General features: G+C 73.9%; 14 protein-coding genes. 13 read left to right on the plus strand and 1 reads right to left on the minus strand.

Features of this window, described 5'->3' with window-relative positions:
* Position 1: 1 nt before the first annotated feature.
* The 5 genes from ABZ956_RS12815 (at position 2) to ABZ956_RS12835 (ending at position 6,556) form a co-directional block, all read left to right on the plus strand.
* Positions 2–1,225 (plus strand): cytochrome P450, encoded by a 1,224-nt coding sequence (locus ABZ956_RS12815; RefSeq protein WP_361891222.1) that lies wholly within the window; start codon positions 2–4, stop codon positions 1,223–1,225.
* 94 nt (positions 1,226–1,319) lie between these two features.
* The gene (locus ABZ956_RS12820; protein ID WP_361891225.1) at positions 1,320–2,279 is read left to right on the plus strand and encodes an ATP-binding cassette domain-containing protein; all 960 of its coding nucleotides are present in this window, start codon (positions 1,320–1,322) and stop codon (positions 2,277–2,279) included.
* A gap of 65 nt (positions 2,280–2,344) precedes the next feature.
* A complete protein-coding gene (locus ABZ956_RS12825; protein ID WP_361891483.1) occupies positions 2,345–3,178 on the plus strand; it encodes a M55 family metallopeptidase in 834 nt (277 codons plus the stop codon).
* The gene (locus tag ABZ956_RS12830; RefSeq protein ID WP_361891228.1) at positions 3,171–4,553 is read left to right on the plus strand and encodes a M20/M25/M40 family metallo-hydrolase; all 1,383 of its coding nucleotides are present in this window, start codon (positions 3,171–3,173) and stop codon (positions 4,551–4,553) included. The genes ABZ956_RS12825 and ABZ956_RS12830 overlap by 8 nt, the downstream gene beginning before the upstream one ends.
* A gap of 5 nt (positions 4,554–4,558) precedes the next feature.
* Entirely contained in the window at positions 4,559–6,556 is a 1,998-nt protein-coding gene (locus tag ABZ956_RS12835; protein WP_361891231.1) for a prolyl oligopeptidase family serine peptidase, read from the plus strand.
* 3 nt (positions 6,557–6,559) lie between these two features.
* Here the strand turns inward: ABZ956_RS12835 and ABZ956_RS12840 are convergent, their stop codons facing one another.
* The gene (locus tag ABZ956_RS12840; RefSeq protein ID WP_361891233.1) at positions 6,560–7,378 is read right to left on the minus strand and encodes an ABC transporter ATP-binding protein; all 819 of its coding nucleotides are present in this window, start codon (positions 7,376–7,378) and stop codon (positions 6,560–6,562) included.
* Positions 7,379–7,510: 132 nt separating this feature from the next.
* Between ABZ956_RS12840 and ABZ956_RS12845 the strand changes: the two genes are divergently transcribed.
* From ABZ956_RS12845 to ABZ956_RS12880, 8 genes are all read left to right on the plus strand, one after another.
* Positions 7,511–8,305: a 2,3-dihydro-2,3-dihydroxybenzoate dehydrogenase gene (locus tag ABZ956_RS12845; RefSeq protein WP_361891236.1), complete on the plus strand. Its 795-nt coding sequence runs from the start codon at positions 7,511–7,513 to the stop codon at positions 8,303–8,305.
* Positions 8,306–9,275: 970 nt separating this feature from the next.
* Positions 9,276–10,406: an isochorismate synthase DhbC gene (gene dhbC / locus ABZ956_RS12850; protein WP_361891485.1), complete on the plus strand. Its 1,131-nt coding sequence runs from the start codon at positions 9,276–9,278 to the stop codon at positions 10,404–10,406.
* Positions 10,403–12,055 (plus strand): (2,3-dihydroxybenzoyl)adenylate synthase, encoded by a 1,653-nt coding sequence (locus tag ABZ956_RS12855; protein WP_361891239.1) that lies wholly within the window; start codon positions 10,403–10,405, stop codon positions 12,053–12,055. Before dhbC ends, ABZ956_RS12855 begins: the two co-directional genes overlap by 4 nt.
* Before the next feature lie 18 nt (positions 12,056–12,073).
* Positions 12,074–12,706 (plus strand): isochorismatase family protein, encoded by a 633-nt coding sequence (locus ABZ956_RS12860; RefSeq protein WP_361891242.1) that lies wholly within the window; start codon positions 12,074–12,076, stop codon positions 12,704–12,706.
* A 5-nt stretch (positions 12,707–12,711) separates the two neighbouring features.
* A complete protein-coding gene (locus ABZ956_RS12865; RefSeq protein ID WP_361891245.1) occupies positions 12,712–12,942 on the plus strand; it encodes a phosphopantetheine-binding protein in 231 nt (76 codons plus the stop codon).
* Entirely contained in the window at positions 12,939–15,689 is a 2,751-nt protein-coding gene (locus ABZ956_RS12870; protein WP_361891247.1) for an AMP-binding protein, read from the plus strand. The genes ABZ956_RS12865 and ABZ956_RS12870 overlap by 4 nt, the downstream gene beginning before the upstream one ends.
* Complete coding sequence (locus tag ABZ956_RS12875) at positions 15,680–16,372, plus strand: 4'-phosphopantetheinyl transferase superfamily protein (RefSeq protein ID WP_361891250.1); 693 nt, start codon at positions 15,680–15,682, stop codon at positions 16,370–16,372. Before ABZ956_RS12870 ends, ABZ956_RS12875 begins: the two co-directional genes overlap by 10 nt.
* A gap of 76 nt (positions 16,373–16,448) precedes the next feature.
* On the plus strand, positions 16,449–17,852 hold the full coding sequence (locus ABZ956_RS12880; protein ID WP_361891253.1) for a hypothetical protein: 1,404 nt from the start codon (positions 16,449–16,451) through the stop codon (positions 17,850–17,852).
* Positions 17,853–17,869: the final 17 nt, after the last annotated feature.

Consider the following 17,869-nt stretch of genomic DNA (forward strand, 5'->3'; position numbering starts at 1 on the left):
CATGACCGAGCACGGCGTGCCGGTGGCCGATGACCTGGACGGCATCGACCTCACCGATCCGCAGACGTTCACCCGCACCGACCTCCGGGCGATGTGGGCCCGCTTCCGCGCCGAGCGGCCCGTGCACCTCCACCCGGCGACCCGGGGCGCACCCCCGTTCTGGGTGGTCTCCCGGCACGCCGACGTGATGGCCGTCTACCGCGACAACACGCGCTTCACCTCCGAACGCGGCAATGTCCTGGACACGTTGCTGAAGGGGGAGGACTCGGCGTCCCGGAAGATGCTCGCGGTCACCGACGGGCCCCGCCACCGCGACATCCGCAACCTGATGCTCAAGTCCTTCTCGCCCCGTGTCCTGGCGCCCGTGGTGGCCGGCGTGCACCGCAGGACCGGCGCCCTGCTCGACGAGGCGGTCGAGCGGGGCACCCTGGACTTCGTCACCGAACTGGCCGACCACATCCCCATCCACACCATCGGCGACCTGATGGGCGTTCCCGTGGAGGACCGGGAGAAGCTCGTCCACTGGAACACCCAGACCCTCTCCCGCACCAGCGCCGAACACAGCAAGACCGAGGAATGGCTGGCCCGCAACGAAATCCTGCTCTATTTCTCCGCCCTCGCCGCACAGCGCCGGCGCGACCCCGGCGACGACGTGATCAGCGCGCTCGCCACCGGCACCGTCGAAGGCGAACCCCTGACCGAGGAGGAAATCGTCTTCAACTGCTACAGCCTGATCATCGGCGGCGACGAATCCAGCCGCATGTCCTCCATCGGCGCGGTCATCGCGCTCGCCGGCCACCCGGACCAGTGGAAGGCCCTCAAGGAAGGCGAGGCGGACCCCAAGACCGCGGTGGAGGAGGTCCTGCGCTGGACCACCCCGGCCATGCACTTCGGCCGGCACGCCCACGTCGACGTCGAGCTCGGCGACCGGACGATCCGGGCGGGCGACGTGGTGACCCTGTGGAACAGCTCCGCAAATTTCGACGAGGACGTCTTCGCCGACCCCTACCGCTTCGACCTTTCGCGCACCCCCAACAAACACGTCGCCTTCGGATACGGGCCGCATTTCTGCCTCGGGGCCTTTCTGGGGCGCACCCACGTGGACGCGATGCTCACCGCCCTGCGGGAGAAGGTCAGCGTCATCGAGCTCCTCGGCAGCCCCCGGCTGCTGCACTCGAATTTCGTGTACGGATACAGCGGCCTTCCCGTGCGCCTGGCCGCCTGAGCGCCCCACCATCGCCTGTCAGCACCGCGTCAGCGGCCGCCGCCACCCTGGACCGGGCTGCAGCGGCCGGCGACCACAGATCGGGAGTGACGATATGACCGCAGCGCCCACGGCGGACACGGCGATCCACGCGGAAGGGCTGTGCAAGCGCTACCGGCGCGTCGACGCGCTCACCGACATCAACCTCAGCGTCCGCGCCGGCACCGTCCTCGGCCTGCTCGGCCCGAACGGCGCCGGCAAGACGACGACCGTGCAGATCCTCACCACCCTCGTCACGCCGGACGGCGGGCACGCCCGGGTGGCCGGCTTCGACATCGTCCGCCGGCCGCGCGAGGTGCGCCGGCGCATCGGGCTCGCCGGCCAGTACGCGGCCGTCGACGAGGTCCTGACCGGCCGGGAGAACCTCGTCCTCCTCGGCTCGCTGCTGCACCTGGGCCGGCGCGCCGCACGCCAGCGCGCCGACGAACTGCTGGACCGCTTCGAGCTGTCAGCCGTCGCCCACCGGGCCGTCGGCACCTACTCCGGCGGCCTGCGCCGCCGCCTGGACCTGGCCAGCTGCCTGATCACCTCGCCGCCCGTACTGTTCCTCGACGAGCCGACCACGGGCCTGGACCCGGTGAGCCGGATGGCGCTGTGGAAGCTGGTGCGCGAGCTCGTCGACGACGGCGTGACCCTCCTGCTGACGACGCAGTACCTGGAGGAGGCCGACTTCCTCGCCGACCAGATCGTCGTCGTCGACTCCGGCCGCGTCATCGCCGACGGAACGCCCGACGAACTCAAGCGCAAGGTCGGCCGCGAACGGCTCGAGCTGACCGTTGAGTCCCCCGCCGACCTCGGCGCCGCGCTGACCACGCTCCGCCCGGTCCTGACGGCCGAACCCACCGTGGACGCCGACAAGGGCCGCCTGGCGATCCAGGTGGCCGACGGCCTCGGTGACATCGCCGACGTGGCGGCCGCCCTGCGGGAAGCCGGCATCCCGGTCACCGACTTCGCCCTGCGCCGCCCGACCCTCGACGACGTCTTCGCCCACCTCACCGGAAAACCCGCGAGCTGACCCGCCGCAAACCGGCGCCGGGACCCGTGCCGTGAGCACCCCACCTGAGATAGAACGGGTGCATGGTGAAGATCCTGATCTCCGCGGACATGGAAGGTGCCACCGGCGTCACCTGGCCCGGTGACGTGCTGCCCGGCGCCCCGCAGTGGGAGCGCTGCCGGCACCTGTTCACCTCGGACGTGAACGCGGCGATCGCCGGGTTCTTCGACGGCGGCGCCGACGCCGTCCTCGTCAATGAGGCGCACTGGAGCATGCGCAATCTGCTGCTGGAGAAGCTGGACGAGCGAGCGGAAATGCTCACCGGAAAACACAAGAGCCTCAGCATGGTCGAGGGGGTCCAGCACGGCGACGTCGACGGCATCGCGTTCGTCGGCTACCACACGGGGGCGGGCACCGAGGGCGTGCTGGCCCACACCTACCTGGCCAACTCCCTCACCGGCGTATGGGTGAGCGGCGCGCGGGCCAGCGAAGGGTTGCTGAACTCCCTGGTCGTCGCCGAATACGGTGTTCCGGTGGTGCTGGTGACCGGTGACGACCGTACGTGCGAGGACGCCAAGGGCTATGCGCCCGAGGCCCGTTCGGTCGCCGTGAAGGACTACGTCTCGCGGTACGCGGCCGTGTGCCGTCCCCCGGCCCGTACGGCCCGGGACATCAGGGCCGCGGCGAAGGCCGCCACCGCGCTCGCGGTGCGGCACGAGCCGGCGCGCCGCGGGCCGTACACGATGGAGCTGGAGTTCGACGCCGAACACCTCGCCGGGGCGGCCACGGCCGTGCCGGGCGTCGAGCACAGCGGTGAGCGGCGGGTCGCCTACACCATGCCGACCATGTACGAGGCTATCCGCTGCTTCAAGGCGGTCACCACCGTCGTGTCCGCGGCGGTGGAGGACCAATATGGCTGATGCGATCAACGGGGGTCACGGGGGTCACGGGGGCGGCGGGGACGGGGGCGTCGACGAACAGGCGCTGGAGGAGGTGGTGCGGTTCACCTCGGACCTGATCCGGATCGACACCACCAACCGGGGCGGCGGCGACTGCCGGGAGCGGCCCGCCGCCGAGTACGTCGCCGAACGCCTCGCCGGGGCCGGCGTCGAACCGCTCCTGCTGGAGAAGGAGCCCGGGCGCACGAACGTCGTCGCCAGGGTCCCCGGCACCGACCCGCACGCGGACGCCCTGCTCGTCCACGGCCACCTCGACGTGGTCCCGGCCGAGCCCGCCGACTGGAGCGTGCACCCCTTCTCGGGCGAGGTCCGGGGCGGCCAGGTCTGGGGCCGGGGCGCGATCGACATGAAGAACATGGACGCGATGGTCCTGGCGACCGTACGGGCCTGGGCCCGGGCCGGGGTGCGCCCGCCCCGCGACATCGTGCTCGCCTTCACCGCGGACGAGGAGGACAGCGGCGACCCGGGGGCGGGCTTCCTCGCCGACGAGCACGCCGCGCTGTTCGAGGGCTGCACGGTGGGCATCGGCGAGTCCGGCGCGTACACCTTCCACGCCGACGGGGGGCTGCGGCTGTACCCGGTGGGCGCGGGGGAACGCGGCTCGGCGTGGGTCAGGCTGACCGCGCACGGCACCGCCGGGCACGGCTCGAAGGTCAACCGCCGCAACGCGGTGGTCGCCCTCGCCTCCGCCGTCGCCCGGATCGGCTCGCACCCGTGGCCGGTGCGGCTGACCCCGACCGTACGGGCCGCGCTGCGCTCGATCGCCGCCGCGCAGGGCATCGAGGCCGACCTGGACGCACCCGGTCTCGACATGGACGAACTCCTGGGCAAACTGGGCAAGGCGGCCGCGCTGGTGGCGGCCACCGTCCGCAACAGCGCCAACCCCACCATGCTGGACGCCGGGTACAAGATCAATGTCATTCCGGGGGCCGCCGTCGGCTTCGTGGACGGGCGGACCGTGCCGGGCGGGGAGGAGGAGTTCCGTACCACGATGGACATGCTGACCGGCCCCGATGTGGAGTGGGAGGTGTACCACGGGCAGCCCGCGCTGCAAGCCCCGGTCGACTCCCCGGTGTTCGCGCGGATGCGCGCGGCGCTGGAGCGTTTCGACCCGGAGGGACGGGTGGTGCCGTTCTGCATGTCCGGCGGTACGGACGCCAAGGCGTTCTCCCGGTTGGGCATCGCCGGCTACGGCTTCTCACCGCTCAGACTGCCCGTGGGCTTCGATTACCAGTCGCTCTTCCACGGTGTCGACGAGAGGGTGCCCGTCGAGGCGCTGCACTTCGGTGTCCGCGTGCTCGATCATTTCCTGATGGACCGTTTTGAGGAGGCGTAGCAATCATGGTGTCCACGGCGCCCTACGGAGCCTGGCAGTCCCCCATCGACGCGGAGCTCGCCGCGACGCACGACGGCAGGCCGGAGTACGTGGGCACGGTCGGCGACGAGGTGTGGTGGGTCGCGCCGCGCCCGGCGGAGAGCGGCCGCTCCACGCTGGTCCGGCTGCTGCCCGACGGACGGGAGGAACAGGCGCTGCCCGCGCCGTGGAACGTCCGCAGCCGGGTGCTGGAGTACGGGGGCGTCCCGTGGGCGGCCGTCCCCCGGGCCGCCGGCGGTCCGCTGGTGGTCTTCGTGCACTTCGCGGACCAGCGGCTGTACGCCTGGGAGCCGGACGACCCGGCGGGCGGTGCGCCCAGGCCGCTGACCCCGGTGTCGGCGGTGGGCGGCGGGCTGCGCTGGGCCGAGCCGGTGCTGCGGCACGGAGACGGTGAAGTGTGGTGTGTGCTGGAGGAGTTCACCGGTGACGGCCCGTGCGACGTGCGGCGCGTGATCGCGGCCGTGCCGCTGGACGGCTCCGCCGCCGGTGACCGCGCGGCCGTGCGCGAGCTGAGCGACGACCGCCACCGCTTCGTCACCGGGCCGCGGCTCTCCCCGGACGGCCGGCGCGCGGCGTGGCTCGCCTGGGACCACCCGCGCATGCCCTGGGACGGCTCGGAGCTCAAGCTGGCCGACGTCACCGCCACCGGGGACGGACCGCGCTTCACGGGCGCCCGGACCGTCATGGGCGGCGCCGCGGAGGCGGTCGCGCAGGTGGAGTGGGCACCCGACGGCAGGCTGCTGGCCGTCACCGACCGCACCGGGTGGTGGAACCTGCACCGCCTCGACCCGGAGACCGGCGAGAGCGTCAACCTGTGCCGCCGCGAGGAGGAGTTCGCGGGCCCGCTGTGGAAGGTCGGCCAGCGCTGGTTCGTGCCGCTGGCCTCCGGGACGGTCGCCGTCGTGCACGGCCGCGGCGCCCAGACGCTGGGCATACTCGACCCCGAGACGGGGGAGTTGGTGGACGCCGCCGGGCCGTGGACCGAGTGGGCCGCGACGCTGGCGTGCGGCGGCAGCCGCGTCATCGGCGTCGCCGCGAGCCCGCGCACCGCCTACGAGGTGGTCGAGCTCGACACCCGCACCGGCAGGGCCCGGGCGATCGGCGCCCGGCACACGGACGTGGTCGACCCCGCCTACTATCCCGAGCCGCTCATCCGGACCTTCACCGGGCCGGACGGGCGGGAGGTCCACGCCCACATCTATCCGCCGCACAGCCCCGACCACTCGGCACCCGCCGACGAGCTCCCGCCGTTCGTGGTGTGGGCACACGGCGGCCCCACCAGCCGCTCGCCGCTGGTGCTGGACCTGGAGATCGCCTACTTCACCTCGCGCGGCATAGGCGTGGCCCAGGTCAACTACGGCGGCTCCACCGGCTACGGGCGCGCGTACCGCGACCGGCTGGCGGGGCGGTGGGGGATCGTGGACGTGGAGGACTGCGCGGCCGTCGCCGAGGCGCTCGCCGACGAGGGCAGCGCCGACCGGCACCGGCTGGCGATCCGGGGCGGCAGCGCGGGCGGCTGGACCACGGCCGCCTCCCTGGTCTCCACGGGCCTGTACGCCTGCGGGGTCATCAGCTTCCCGGTGATAGACCTCATGTCCTGGGCGGACGGGGGCACGCACGACTTCGAGTCGCGCTATCTGGAGACGCTGATCGGGTCGTTCGCCGAGTTCCCCGACCGCTACCGCGACCGGTCCCCGCTCAGCCGCGTGGACCGCGTCTCGTCCGCCTTCCTGCTGCTGCAGGGCCTTGAGGACCCGGTGTGCCCGGCCGCGCAGAGCGAGCGGTTCGTGGCGGCGATGGCCGGGCGGGGGGTGCCGCACGCCTACCTCGCCTTCGAGGGCGAGGGCCACGGCTTCCGGCGGGCGGCGACCGTGGTGCGCGCGCTGGAGGCGGAGCTGTCCCTCTACGCGCAGACCTTCGGCATGGCGGTGCCCGGCATCCCGGTCCTGGAGCTCGTCAAATGACCGTCAGCTGACGGCGGCCGTCGCCGGCACGGCCGCCCCGGCGGCGCCCGTGCGGGCGGCGGGGACGACGACGGGGGAGCCGTCGCCGGGGGCGGCCAGCACATCGGCCTCGATGCCGTACAGCTCGCGGACGAGGGCGGCGTCGACGACCTCGCGGGAGGGGCCGTGCGCGACGATCCGGCCGTCGCGCATGGCGACGATGGTGTCGGCGTAGCGGGCCGCGCTCGCCAGGTCGTGCAGGACCATCACCACGGTGCGGCCGGCGGCCGCGACCTCGCGGACGAGCTCGAGGACGTCCACGGCGTGCCCCAGGTCCAGGGCGCTGGTGGGCTCGTCCAGCAGCACGATCGGCGTCTCCTGGGCCAGGACCATGGCCAGCCAGCAGCGTTGGCGCTGGCCGCCGGAGAGCTGGTCGAGGCGGCGCGAGGCCAGCGCGGCGGTGCCGGTGGCCTCCAGCGCCTCCCGCACGGCCCGTTCGTCCTCGCGCGACCACTGGCGGAAGAGGCCCTGGTGCGGGTGGCGGCCGTAGCGCACGAGCCCGGCGACGGTCACGGCCTCGGGCGCCTGCGGTGACTGGGGGAGCAGGGCGATGCGGTGCGCGGCCTTGCGGGGGGTGAGGGCCCAGACGTCGGCGTCGCCGATCCGGACGGTGCCGGAGTCGGGCTGGTGCAGCCGCGCGACGGAGCGCAACAGGGTGGACTTGCCGCAGCCGTTGGGCCCCACGACGGCGACGACCTGTCCCTCGGGGACGGTGAGGTCGACGCCGTGTACGACCGGGTGGCCGGGGTATCCGGCGGTGAGCTGTTCGACGACGAGTCGCATGAGGTTAGCCTAACCTAATGGCTGCCTTCTGTTTCTCCGGTGGTTCGCGGCTTTTCCCGGTATCCGCTCGCACATCAATTCCCTTCAGGCGGATCTGTCATGTAAGGTAAGCCTTACCTTAATTCGAATGGAATGGGGGAAACCGCCGTGGAGCAGTCCGAACTCGCCGGCCGTATCGCGCTCGTCACCGGCGCGGGCCAGGGCATAGGCGAGGCCGTGACCCGCGCCCTGGTCGCAAAAGGGGCCCGGGTCGCGGCCCTCGATTCGACGCCGGACGGCATCAAGGAGCTCGAAGCGGAATACGGCGCCGGCTCGGTGACTCCGTACACCGCCGACGTCTCCGACAGCAGCGCCGTCGAAGCCGTCGTCGACGACGTGGAGCGCACGCTCGGGCCGCTCGGCATCCTCGTCAACGTCGCCGGAGTGCTGCGTACTTCGCCCGTCGTCGAGATCACCGACGAGGACTGGCAGCGGACCTTCGCCGTCAACTCCACGGGCGTCTTCAACACCTCCCGCGCGGCGGCCCGCCGCATGAGCGAGCGCCGCGGCGGATGCATCGTCACCGTCGGCTCCAACGCGGCCGGAGTGCCGCGCACGAGCATGGCCGCGTACGCCGCCTCCAAGGCGGCCGCCACCATGTTCACCAAGTGCCTCGGGCTCGAGCTGGCCCGCAGCGGCGTCCGCTGCAACGTCGTCTCGCCCGGCTCCACCGACACCGCGATGCAGCGCTCGCTGTGGACCGGCGACCAGGTCCCGGACCGCGTCCTCGACGGCGACCCCGCCACGTACCGCGTCGGCATCCCCCTCGGCCGCATCGCCGACCCCTCCGACGTGGCCGAAGCGGTCCTCTTCCTGGTCTCCGACCGCGCCCGCCACATCACCATGCACGACCTTTACGTCGACGGCGGCGCCACCCTACGCGCCTGACGCCCCCCCCACGGACCGGCCACCGGCCGGCCCACCGCCACGACCACCGGGCCGGGTCCCTTCGGACCCGGCGCCCGGCTGCCGGGTGCCAGTCCCACCGGGCGGCCGTCCCCTCGCGGGACAGCTGCCCGACCCGCCGTCAGGCAACCGGTTGACCGGGCCCCTTCGGGTTCGGCAGCCGGACCGCCTGATGGTGGTGCCAGTGCCATCAGGGTGCCGGTCCCTCGCGGGGCCGGTCGTCCGACCCGCCGTCAGGTGGTCGGGTAGTCGGGCCTTCGGGCCTGGCGGCCCGAGCTGTCGGTCGGTGGTTTCAGTGCCATCAGGGTGGCCGGTCCCTTGCGGGACCAGCTGCCCGACCTGCCGTCAGATGGCCGGTTGCCGGGCCCCTTCGGGTTTGGTAGCCGGGTCTCCGGTCGGCGGTTTAGTGCCACCAGGGTGGCCGTCCCCTCGCGGGGCCGGTCGTCCGACCCGCCGTCAGGTGGTCGGGTAGTCGGGCCTTCGGGCCTGGCGGCCCGGGCCGTCGGTCGGTGGTTTCAGTGCCATCAGGGTGGCCGGTCCCTCGCGGGGTCGGTCGTCCGACCCGCCGTCAGGCGGCTGGCCAGCCGGGTCCCTTCGGGCCCGGCGGCCGGCCTCCGGGCGGTGGGGCCGAGCTTCAAACAGGGCGGCCGGCTCCTCGACAGGGGCCGGGTGTTCTGGCCCGCCGTCACGGCGGGGTTCGCCCAGGGCGGCAGTGCCTCACCGGGCCGGTTCGTCCCTACCGCCGTCGTGGCGGGAAGGCGGGGTGCCCGACCGGGGTGGTCCGTCACATACTTCACAGCCTTGCCCGGTGCGATCCACCGGGGGAACGGAGCAGCAGGTGACCACGGTTCACCACGTCGCCGGCCGGCCGAGCGAGCCCGCCGCCCGCCCGGACGGGCGGTCCGGCACCCGGCCCGGGGGGCGGGCCGCCACCGTCGGCGCGGCGACCTCGCTGCTCGACGCCTACGAACCCGGCCGCGCCCGCTTCTTCGCCTCGCCCACCCGCACCCTCCTCGCCCACGGCATACGGGCCGAAGTGCCGCACGGCGACACCCCGCTGGCCCGGCGCGTGGCCGACACCCTCGACGCCCAGCTGCTCGCCGGCAACCCCGCACCGCTCGTCATGGGCGTCGTGCCCTTCGACCACACCGCCCCCGCCACGCTCGCCGTGCCGGAGGCCGTCCGCTGGGCGCCGCCGCTGGCCGAGGACCCGCTCGTCGCCCTGCCCGCCGCCGAGCCCGCCGCGGCCGACTGGGACATCCGGCCCGTCCCCGAGCCCGCCGGCTACGGCAGCGCCGTCGCCGAGGCCGTACGCCGCATGAAGCGCGGCGACTTCAGCAAGGTCGTCCTCGCCCGCACCCTGGAGCTGCGCTCCTCCCGCGACCTCGACCTGCCGGGGCTGCTGCAGCGCCTGGCCCGCCGCGACCCGGCCGGCTACACCTTCGCCCTGCCCTCCGGCCCCGGCCGCACCCTGCTCGGCGCCAGCCCCGAGCTGTTGGTCTCCAGACGCGGCGGGCGTCTCGTCGCCAACCCGCTCGCCGGCTCCACGCCCCGCAGCGCCGACCTCGCCGAGGACGTCCGCCGCGCGGCCGCGCTCCTGGAGTCCGAGAAGGACCTGCACGAGCACGCCGTCGTCGTGGACGCCGTCCGCGAGGCCCTCGCCCCCTACTGCCGCACCCTCGACGTGCCCGCGCGCCCCACGCTCGTACGGACCGCCGCCATGTGGCACCTGTCCACGACCGTCACCGGCGAACCGGCCGACCCCGCCGTCTCCGCACTCGAGCTGGCCTGCGCCCTGCACCCCACCCCGGCCGTGTGCGGCACCCCCACCGCCACCGCCCGCGAGGTCATCGGCGAGCTCGAGCCCTTCGACCGGGGCGCCTACACCGGCATGGTGGGATGGGGCGACGCCAGCGGCGACGGCGAATGGGTCGTCACCATCCGCTGCGCCGAGGCCGAGGAGCGCACGCTGCGCCTCTTCGCCGGCGCCGGCGTCGTCGAGCAGTCCTCGCCGGAGGCCGAGACGGCCGAGACCGGCGCCAAGTTCCAGACGTTCCTGCAGGCAGTGGGGGTAGACCAGTGACCGAGCCGACCACCGACGCGCCGGGCTACCCGGACGCGTTCGCCGAGCGCTACCGCGCCCTGGGCTATTGGCGTGGCGAAACGTTCGGGCAGATGCTGCGCGACCGCGCCGAGAAGCACCCGGACCGGGTCGCGATCGTGGATCCCGCCGGTGCCGGCCGCCGCTGGACCTACGGCGAGCTCGACGTCCGCGCCGACCGGCTGGCCGCCGGCCTGCTCGCCCGGGGCATCGGCAAGGGCGACCGCGTCGTCGTCCAGCTCCCGAACGTCGCCGAGTTCTTCGAGGTGATCTTCGCCCTCTTCCGCATCGGCGCCCTCCCCGTCTTCGCCCTGCCTGCGCACCGCGAGACCGAGATACGCCACTTCTGCTCCTTCACCGAAGCCGCCGCCTACGTCATCGCCGACGTCGCCGAGGGCTACGACTACCGGAAGCTGGCCGCCACGGTCCGCGCCGACGTACCCACCCTCCGGCACGTCTTCGTCGTCGGCGAGCCCGGCGAGCACACCGCCCTGGCCGACGTCCCCGCCGAGCCGGTCGCCATCGAGGACGCCCCCCAGCCGCACGAGCTGGCCTTCCTCCAGCTCTCCGGCGGCTCCACCGGCGTGCCCAAGCTCATCCCGCGCACCCACGACGACTACATCTACTCGCTGTGGGGCTCCAACGAGATCTGCGCGGTCGACGAGAACAGCGTCTACCTGTGCTCGCTGCCCGCGGCCCACAACTTCCCCCTGAGCTCGCCCGGCACGCTGGGCGCCCTCTACGCCGGCGCCCGCGTCGTCCTGGCCCCGCGCCCGAGCCCGGACGTCGCCTTCCCGCTCATCGAGCGCGAGCGCGTCACCCTCACCGGCCTCGTACCGCCGCTGGCCCTGGTGTGGACCGAGGCCGCGACGGCCGGCGAGTACGACCTCTCCAGCCTCGAGGTCCTCCTCGTGGGCGGCGCGAAGTTCAGCGAGGAGGCCGCCCGCCGCGTCCGGCCGGCGCTCGGCTGCACCCTCCAGCAGGTCTTCGGCATGGCGGAGGGCCTGGTGAACTACACCCGGCTCGACGACCCCGAGGAGACCATCGTCACCACCCAGGGCCGCCCCATCTCGCCCGACGACGAGGTCCGCGTCGTGGACGACGAGGACAACGACCTGCCCGTGGGCGCGACCGGACACCTCCTCACCCGCGGCCCGTACACCATCCGCGGCTACTGGCGGGCGCCCGAGCACAACGCCGCCTCCTTCACCGCCGACGGCTTCTACCGCACCGGCGACGTCGTACGGCTCACCGACAGCGGCCACATCGTCGTCGAGGGCCGGGCGAAGGACCAGATCAACCGCGGCGGCGAGAAGGTCGCGGCCGAGGAGATAGAGAACCACATCCTCGCCCACCCCGCCGTCCACGACGTCGCCGTCGTCTCGATGCCCGACGACTACCTCGGCGAGCGCACCTGCGCGTACGTGGTGCTGCGCGAGGGCGCCGAGCCGGTGAAGTCCATCACGGTCAAGAAGTTCGTCCGCGAGCGCGGGCTCGCCGCCTTCAAGGTCCCCGACCGCGTCGAGTTCGTCGACGCCTTCCCGCAGACCGGCATCGGCAAGGTCTCCAAGAAGGACCTCCGCGCGGCCATCGCCGCCCGCCTGCGCGACACCGCCGCCGCACAGCACTGAGAAAGGCCCCACACCACCATGGCGCTCCCTGCCATCGCCCCCTATCCCATGCCCACCGAGGCCGACCTGCCGGCCAACAAGGTGGACTGGACCGTCGACCCGGACCGCGCGGTCCTGCTCGTGCACGACCTGCAGAACTACTTCATGGACGCCTTCACCGCCGGCGCCTCGCCCGTCACCGAACTGCTGGCGAACATCGGACGGCTGAAGAAGGACTGCGCACGCCTGGGCGTCCCGGTCGTCTACTCCGCCCAGCCCGGCGGCCAGAGCGCCGCCGAGCGCGGCCTCCAGCAGGACTTCTGGGGCCCCGGCCTGCCCGACGACGCCCGCGCCAAGGCCATCGCGGAGGCCGTCGCCCCGGAGGAGGGCGACACCGTCCTCACCAAGTGGAAGTACAGCGCGTTCGTCCGCACCGACCTCGCCGAGCGCATGGCGGCACAGGGCCGCGACCAGCTGATCATTGTCGGTGTGTACGCCCACATCGGTGTCATGATGAGCGCCTGCGACGCGTGGATGCGCGACATCCGGCCCTTCCTCGTCGCCGACGCCGTCGCCGACTTCTCCGCGGAGGACCACGCGATGGCACTGCGCTGGGCGGCCGCCAAGTGCGCGGTCGTCACCACCACCGACCGCGTCTTCGAAGGAAAGTGACTCCCGTGGCACTCACGCTCGAACAGATCCGCGCCGACGTCGCCGACGTACTGGGCGAGGACCCCGCCGACATCCCCGACGACGAGAACCTCGTGGACTACGGCCTCGACTCCGTCCGCATCATGACCCTCGTCGAGCGCTGGCGCCGCGACCACGGCACCGAGGTCACCTTCGTCGACCTCGCCGAGAAGCCGGCCATCGAGCAGTGGGCACCGTTGCTGGGGGCCCGGGCATGACCGTCCCCGCACTGGAGCGGCCCCTCGGCACCGCCGCCCCCTCCCGGCGCCCGGCGCCGCGGGGCGGCTGGCCGCTGACGGCCGCTCAGGCGGGCATGTGGCACGCCCAGGCCCTCGACCCGGACAGCCCCGCCCTCAACACCGCCGAGTACCTCGACATCCACGGCGCCATCGACCCGCGGCTGTTCGCCGAGGCCCTGCACCGCACCGTCGGCGAGGCCGACGCCCTGCGCGTCCGGATCACCGACACCCCCGCCGGGCCCCGCCAGCTGCCCCTCGACATCCCCGCCCCCGGCCACGGCTTCCCGCTGCACACCGCCGACCTGCGCGAGCGCGCGGACGCCCAGGCCGCGGCCCTGGCCTGGATGCGCGCCGACTGCGCCACCCCCTTCGCCCCGGCCGCCGGACCGCTGTTCGCGCACGCCCTGTTCCGCGTCGGCGACCACCGCTGGCTGTGGTACCACCGCGCCCACCACGCCGTCCTCGACGGCTACGGCCACTCCCTGATCGCCCGCCGCGTCGCCGAGACCTACACCGCCCTCGCCGCCGGCGCCGACCCCGGCCCGAGCCCCTTCGGCCGGCTCGCCGCCCTCGTCGAGGAGGACACCGCCTACCGGGCCTCGGCCGGCTACGAACGCGACCGCGACCACTGGCTCGGCCACCTGGCGGACAGGCCCCGCGTCCCCACCCTCGCCGGCCGCACCGCCCCGCCCTCCCGCACGTCCCTGCGGCACTCCGCGCACCTGGACCCCACGGCGAGCGCCCGGCTGCGGGAACTGGCCGCCTCGGTCCGCGCCACCTGGCCCGATGTGCTCCTGGCCGCACAGGCCCTCTACCTCGCCCGCGCCACCCGCGGCGAGGACGTCGTCCTGGGCCTGCCCATGATGGGCCGCATGGGCTCCGTCGCCCTGCGCGTGCCCGGCATGGTCATGAACGTCCTGCCGCTGCGCTTCACCGTGGCCCCGGACGCCACCTTCGCCGAGCTCACCCGCCAGGCCGACCTCGGCATCCGCGCCGCCCGCCGCCACCAGCGCTACCGCGACGCCGACCTGCGCCGCGACGCCGCCGCCGGGAACCGCGCGCCCACCGGCCCGCTCGTCGGCCCCCTGGTGAACGTCATGCCCTTCGACTACGGACTGACGTTCGCCGGCGCCCCCTCCGAGGCGCACAACGTCTGCGCCGGGCCCGTCGAGGACCTCAACATCAACATCTACGACCGGGCCGACGGCTCCGGGCTGCGCATCGACTACGACGCCAACCCCGCCCTCTACGACGACGCCGAAATCGCCGCCCACCAGCGGCGCTTCCTCGACCTGCTCACCCGCATCGCCGGCAGCGACCCCCACCGGCCGCTCTCCACCATGGGACTGGCCACCGGCGAGGAGCGCGAGCGCGTCCTGGGCGAGTTCAACGACACCGCCGTCGCCCTGCCCCCGACGACCCTGATCGGCCCCGTCGAGGCCCGGGCCGCCCGCACCCCCGGCGCCCTCGCGCTGATCGCGGACGGTCGGCGCCTGACCTACGCGGAGCTCAACTCCCGCGCCAACCGCCTCGCGCGCCACCTCATCGGCCTGGGCCTGCGCCCCGGCGCCCGGGCGGCCGTGGCCCTGCCACGCTCCACCGAGCTGGTCGTCGCCCTGCTGGCCGTCCTCAAGACGGGCGCGGCGTATGTGCCCCTCGACCCCCGCGACCCGCACGCCCGCCTCGCGCCCCTGCCCGGGGCACCCGCGCCCGTGTGCGTCCTGACGGACACCGCCGGCCGGGCGGCACTGCCGGGCGACGCGCCCACGGCCGTGGCACTGGACGACCCGGCGCTCACGGCGGAGCTCGCCGGGCAGCTGCCCACCGACCCCGGCCGCGCGCTCACCCCCGCCCACCCCGCGTACGTCCTGCACACCACCGGACCCACGGGCGGCCCCCAGGACGTCGTCGTCCCCCACCGCGCCGCCGACAACCGGCTGCGCTGGATGCAGGACCAGTACCGGCTCAGCCCCGGGGACCGGGTACTGCAGCGGACCGGCACCGGCGCCGACGCGCCCGTGTGGGAGTTCCTGTGGCCGCTGAGGGCGGGCGCCACCCTCGTCCTCGCCGGGCCGGACGCCCACCACGACCCGGCCGCCCTGGCCCGTACGATCCGCGAACACGACGTCACCACCGCCCACTTCGCGCCGTCCGCGCTGGCCCGCTTCCTGGCCCGGGCGGAGGCGGCGCACTGCACCGGGCTGCGCCGCGTCCTGTGCGGCGGCGAGGCCCTGCCGCGCGAGACGGTGAACCTCCTGCACCGGGTCCTGCCCGGCGCCCGGTTGCACCACCTCTACGGTCCGGCGGAAGCCGCCGCCGGCATCGCCCACCACCGGTGCGAACCGGCGGAGTCCACCGCGCCCGTACCGCTGGGACGGCCCGTGTGGAACACCCGGCTGTACATCCTCGACACCGCCGGACAGCCCTGCCCGCCCGGCGTCACCGGCGAGCTGTACGTCGCCGGCGACCGGCTGGCGGACGGCCACGCCGAGGGCTTCGTCACGGACCCGTTCGGCCCGGCCGGCGCGCTCATGTACCGCACCGGCGACCTGGCCCGCTGGCGGGAGGACGGCGACGCCGAGTACGCCGGCCGCGCCCCGGCCGGCGAGGGCCGGCCCGGCGACCGCACGGCGGTCGCCCCTGTGACCCCGGCCTCGGCGGATGCCGCCGCCGAGGCCGGTCCTACGGCACCCGGGCACCCGGGGGAGCGGGACCGATGCGCCTGAGGGTGCTCGGCCGCGATCCGCTGCCCGGGCCGTGGCCGGCGGGCGGCGGATCGCCGCACGCCTGGCTGCTGCACATCGCGGCGGACGGCGCCCGCTACCGCGACGACGTGCTGGACGCGCGGGAGCTCGCCCGCGCCGCCGCCTTCGTACGGCCGCTGCACCGGGAGCGCTTCGTGGCCGCGCACGCGGGGCTGCGCCACCTGCTGGGCGCCTACCTGGGCCTGGACCCGGCGGCCGTCGGGCTGACCCGGCAGCCCTGCCCCGGCTGCGGCGGGCCGCACGGCCGCCCGGCCGTCGCCGTCGCGGGGGAGGTGCCGCCGCTGCACTTCAACCTCTCGCACGCGGGGGACCTGGCGCTGTTCGCGTTCGCCGACGCCCCGGTGGGCGCGGACGTCGAGGAGGTCCAGCCCCCGTCCGTGGCGGCCGAGGTGGCGCGGGTCCTGCACCCGGCCGAGATCGCCGAACTCGACGCGCTGCCCGGCGCGGAGCGCCCGGTGGCCTTCGCCCGCTGCTGGACCCGCAAGGAGGCCTACCTCAAGGGCACGGGCCGGGGGCTGTCCGAGAACCCGTCGGTGACCTACGTCGGCACGGGGCCGCGTCCGGCGTCGCCACCCGGCTGGACGCTGTGCGACACCGACGCCGGGCCGGGATACGCGGCGGCGGTGGCCCTCTCCACGGGGTGACCGTCCGCCACCGCCCTTTTACCGTTTCTCGTACTCGTACGATGGAACGGGAGCGGTACGGAAAAGGGGCCTCGACATGACCGCAGGCTTTGATCCGGAAAGGACGGCAGCCACGCCGTTCCGGCGTGTAGGAATAGCGGCAGAGCATGAATCCCCGGAGAATCCGCGCGGCTGCGAAGTGCGGGTCGCACTGACCCCGGACGCTGTGAACGCGCTGGTCAGACGCGGTTGCGAGGTCGCCGTCGAGCGCGGCGCCGGGGTCGCGACGGGATATTCCGACGCCGCCTACGCGGCGGCCGGCGCGACCGTCGAATCACGGGACACCCTCTACCGGTCGAAAGACCTGGTCATCAAACTCAAAGGGCCCGCCCACGACGACCTGGCGCGCATGGAATCCGGCTCGAGCCTGCTCTGCATGGCGCATGTACGGTCCATTCCGCAACGCGCGGCCGTCGCCGAGAAAAACGCGGTGAACATCATCGCGATGGAATTGATACGCGAAAGCCCCGGATTTCTCCCGGACACCTACCTCCGCGGCCGGCTGGCCATGGAACAGATGATGGCCGGGGCCTCGGCGCGCTCCGGTCCGTGGGCGCCCGCCGCCCGCTCCCTCGCCCTCGTCGGCTTCTCCGAGGACGCCTTCGGTGCCCTGCAGTACGCCGCCCGGCTCCGGCCGCGCTCCCTCCAGGTGCTCCCGGCACATCCCCCGCCCGACCTGGACCCCGCCGTCCTCGCCATCGGGGCCGAGCAGCTCGGGGAGATCGCCGCGGCGCTTCCGTCGTACCGCGTGGAGGAGTACCGGGCCGGCCTGGCCCTGCGGGGGGACGGCAGGAGAAGGATCCAGTGCCTGCACGAGACCGGACGGGCCGGCGCCCGCTTCGGCATCGACCTCGTCCTGCGGCGCAACCGGCACATCCCGGGACCCGCCGGCATCAGGACCACCATCCTCGGCTACGGCAACGTCGCCTTCGGCGCCCTCGACGAATGCGTCCGCAGCGGCGTGAGCGCCGTCGACATCCTCACCAAGCGGACCACCGCCCGACCGTCCGTCCGCCGCTACCTGCGCTCCAGCGACCTCATCATCAACGGGGCCGAGCTGCCGGCACGGTGGCGCGGTACGCGCTACCTCATCACCGAGGACGACCTGAGGTTCGTCCTGCGCCCCGGCACGGTCGTCGTCGACCTGGTGGGCGGCTGCGCCACCAACCGCACCGCCGTGGAACCGATCGTCGAGTGCACCGACCCCGCCGAGCCGTACATCGTCCGCAACGGCGTCTGCCTGGCGTCCGTCTGGGGCTGGCCCCTCCTGGGATTCCGGAGGGAGTCCGCGGAGCGCTACAGCCGGCAGATCACCGACGTCCTGCTCGGCGAGGAGGGGCTGATCGACGGGCCGGCCGCCGCGTCCCCCGGCATCCAACGCGCCTTCGTGGCAGGCCCGATGGTGTCCGGGCCGCTGTCCGGGCGGCCCTCTTCCCAGTAGATGGCACTCAGTGCCAG

The sequence above is a fragment of the Streptomyces sp. NPDC046261 genome (genome assembly GCF_040646235.1).
GTDB lineage: Bacteria > Actinomycetota > Actinomycetes > Streptomycetales > Streptomycetaceae > Streptomyces.

Bases quoted from the DNA above. Each gene is read 5' to 3' on its own strand.
- ABZ956_RS12815 (WP_361891222.1), top strand. From the start codon at position 2: ATGACCGAGCACGGCGTGCCGGTGGCCGATGACCTGGACGGCATCGAC.
- ABZ956_RS12820 (WP_361891225.1), top strand. From the start codon at position 1,320: ATGACCGCAGCGCCCACGGCGGACACGGCGATCCACGCGGAAGGGCTG.
- ABZ956_RS12830 (WP_361891228.1), top strand. From the start codon at position 3,171: ATGGCTGATGCGATCAACGGGGGTCACGGGGGTCACGGGGGCGGCGGG.
- ABZ956_RS12835 (WP_361891231.1), top strand. From the start codon at position 4,559: ATGGTGTCCACGGCGCCCTACGGAGCCTGGCAGTCCCCCATCGACGCG.
- ABZ956_RS12840 (WP_361891233.1), bottom strand. From the start codon at position 7,378: ATGCGACTCGTCGTCGAACAGCTCACCGCCGGATACCCCGGCCACCCG.
- ABZ956_RS12845 (WP_361891236.1), top strand. From the start codon at position 7,511: ATGGGGGAAACCGCCGTGGAGCAGTCCGAACTCGCCGGCCGTATCGCG.
- ABZ956_RS12860 (WP_361891242.1), top strand. From the start codon at position 12,074: ATGGCGCTCCCTGCCATCGCCCCCTATCCCATGCCCACCGAGGCCGAC.
- ABZ956_RS12870 (WP_361891247.1), top strand. From the start codon at position 12,939: ATGACCGTCCCCGCACTGGAGCGGCCCCTCGGCACCGCCGCCCCCTCC.
- ABZ956_RS12875 (WP_361891250.1), top strand. From the start codon at position 15,680: ATGCGCCTGAGGGTGCTCGGCCGCGATCCGCTGCCCGGGCCGTGGCCG.
- ABZ956_RS12880 (WP_361891253.1), top strand. From the start codon at position 16,449: ATGACCGCAGGCTTTGATCCGGAAAGGACGGCAGCCACGCCGTTCCGG.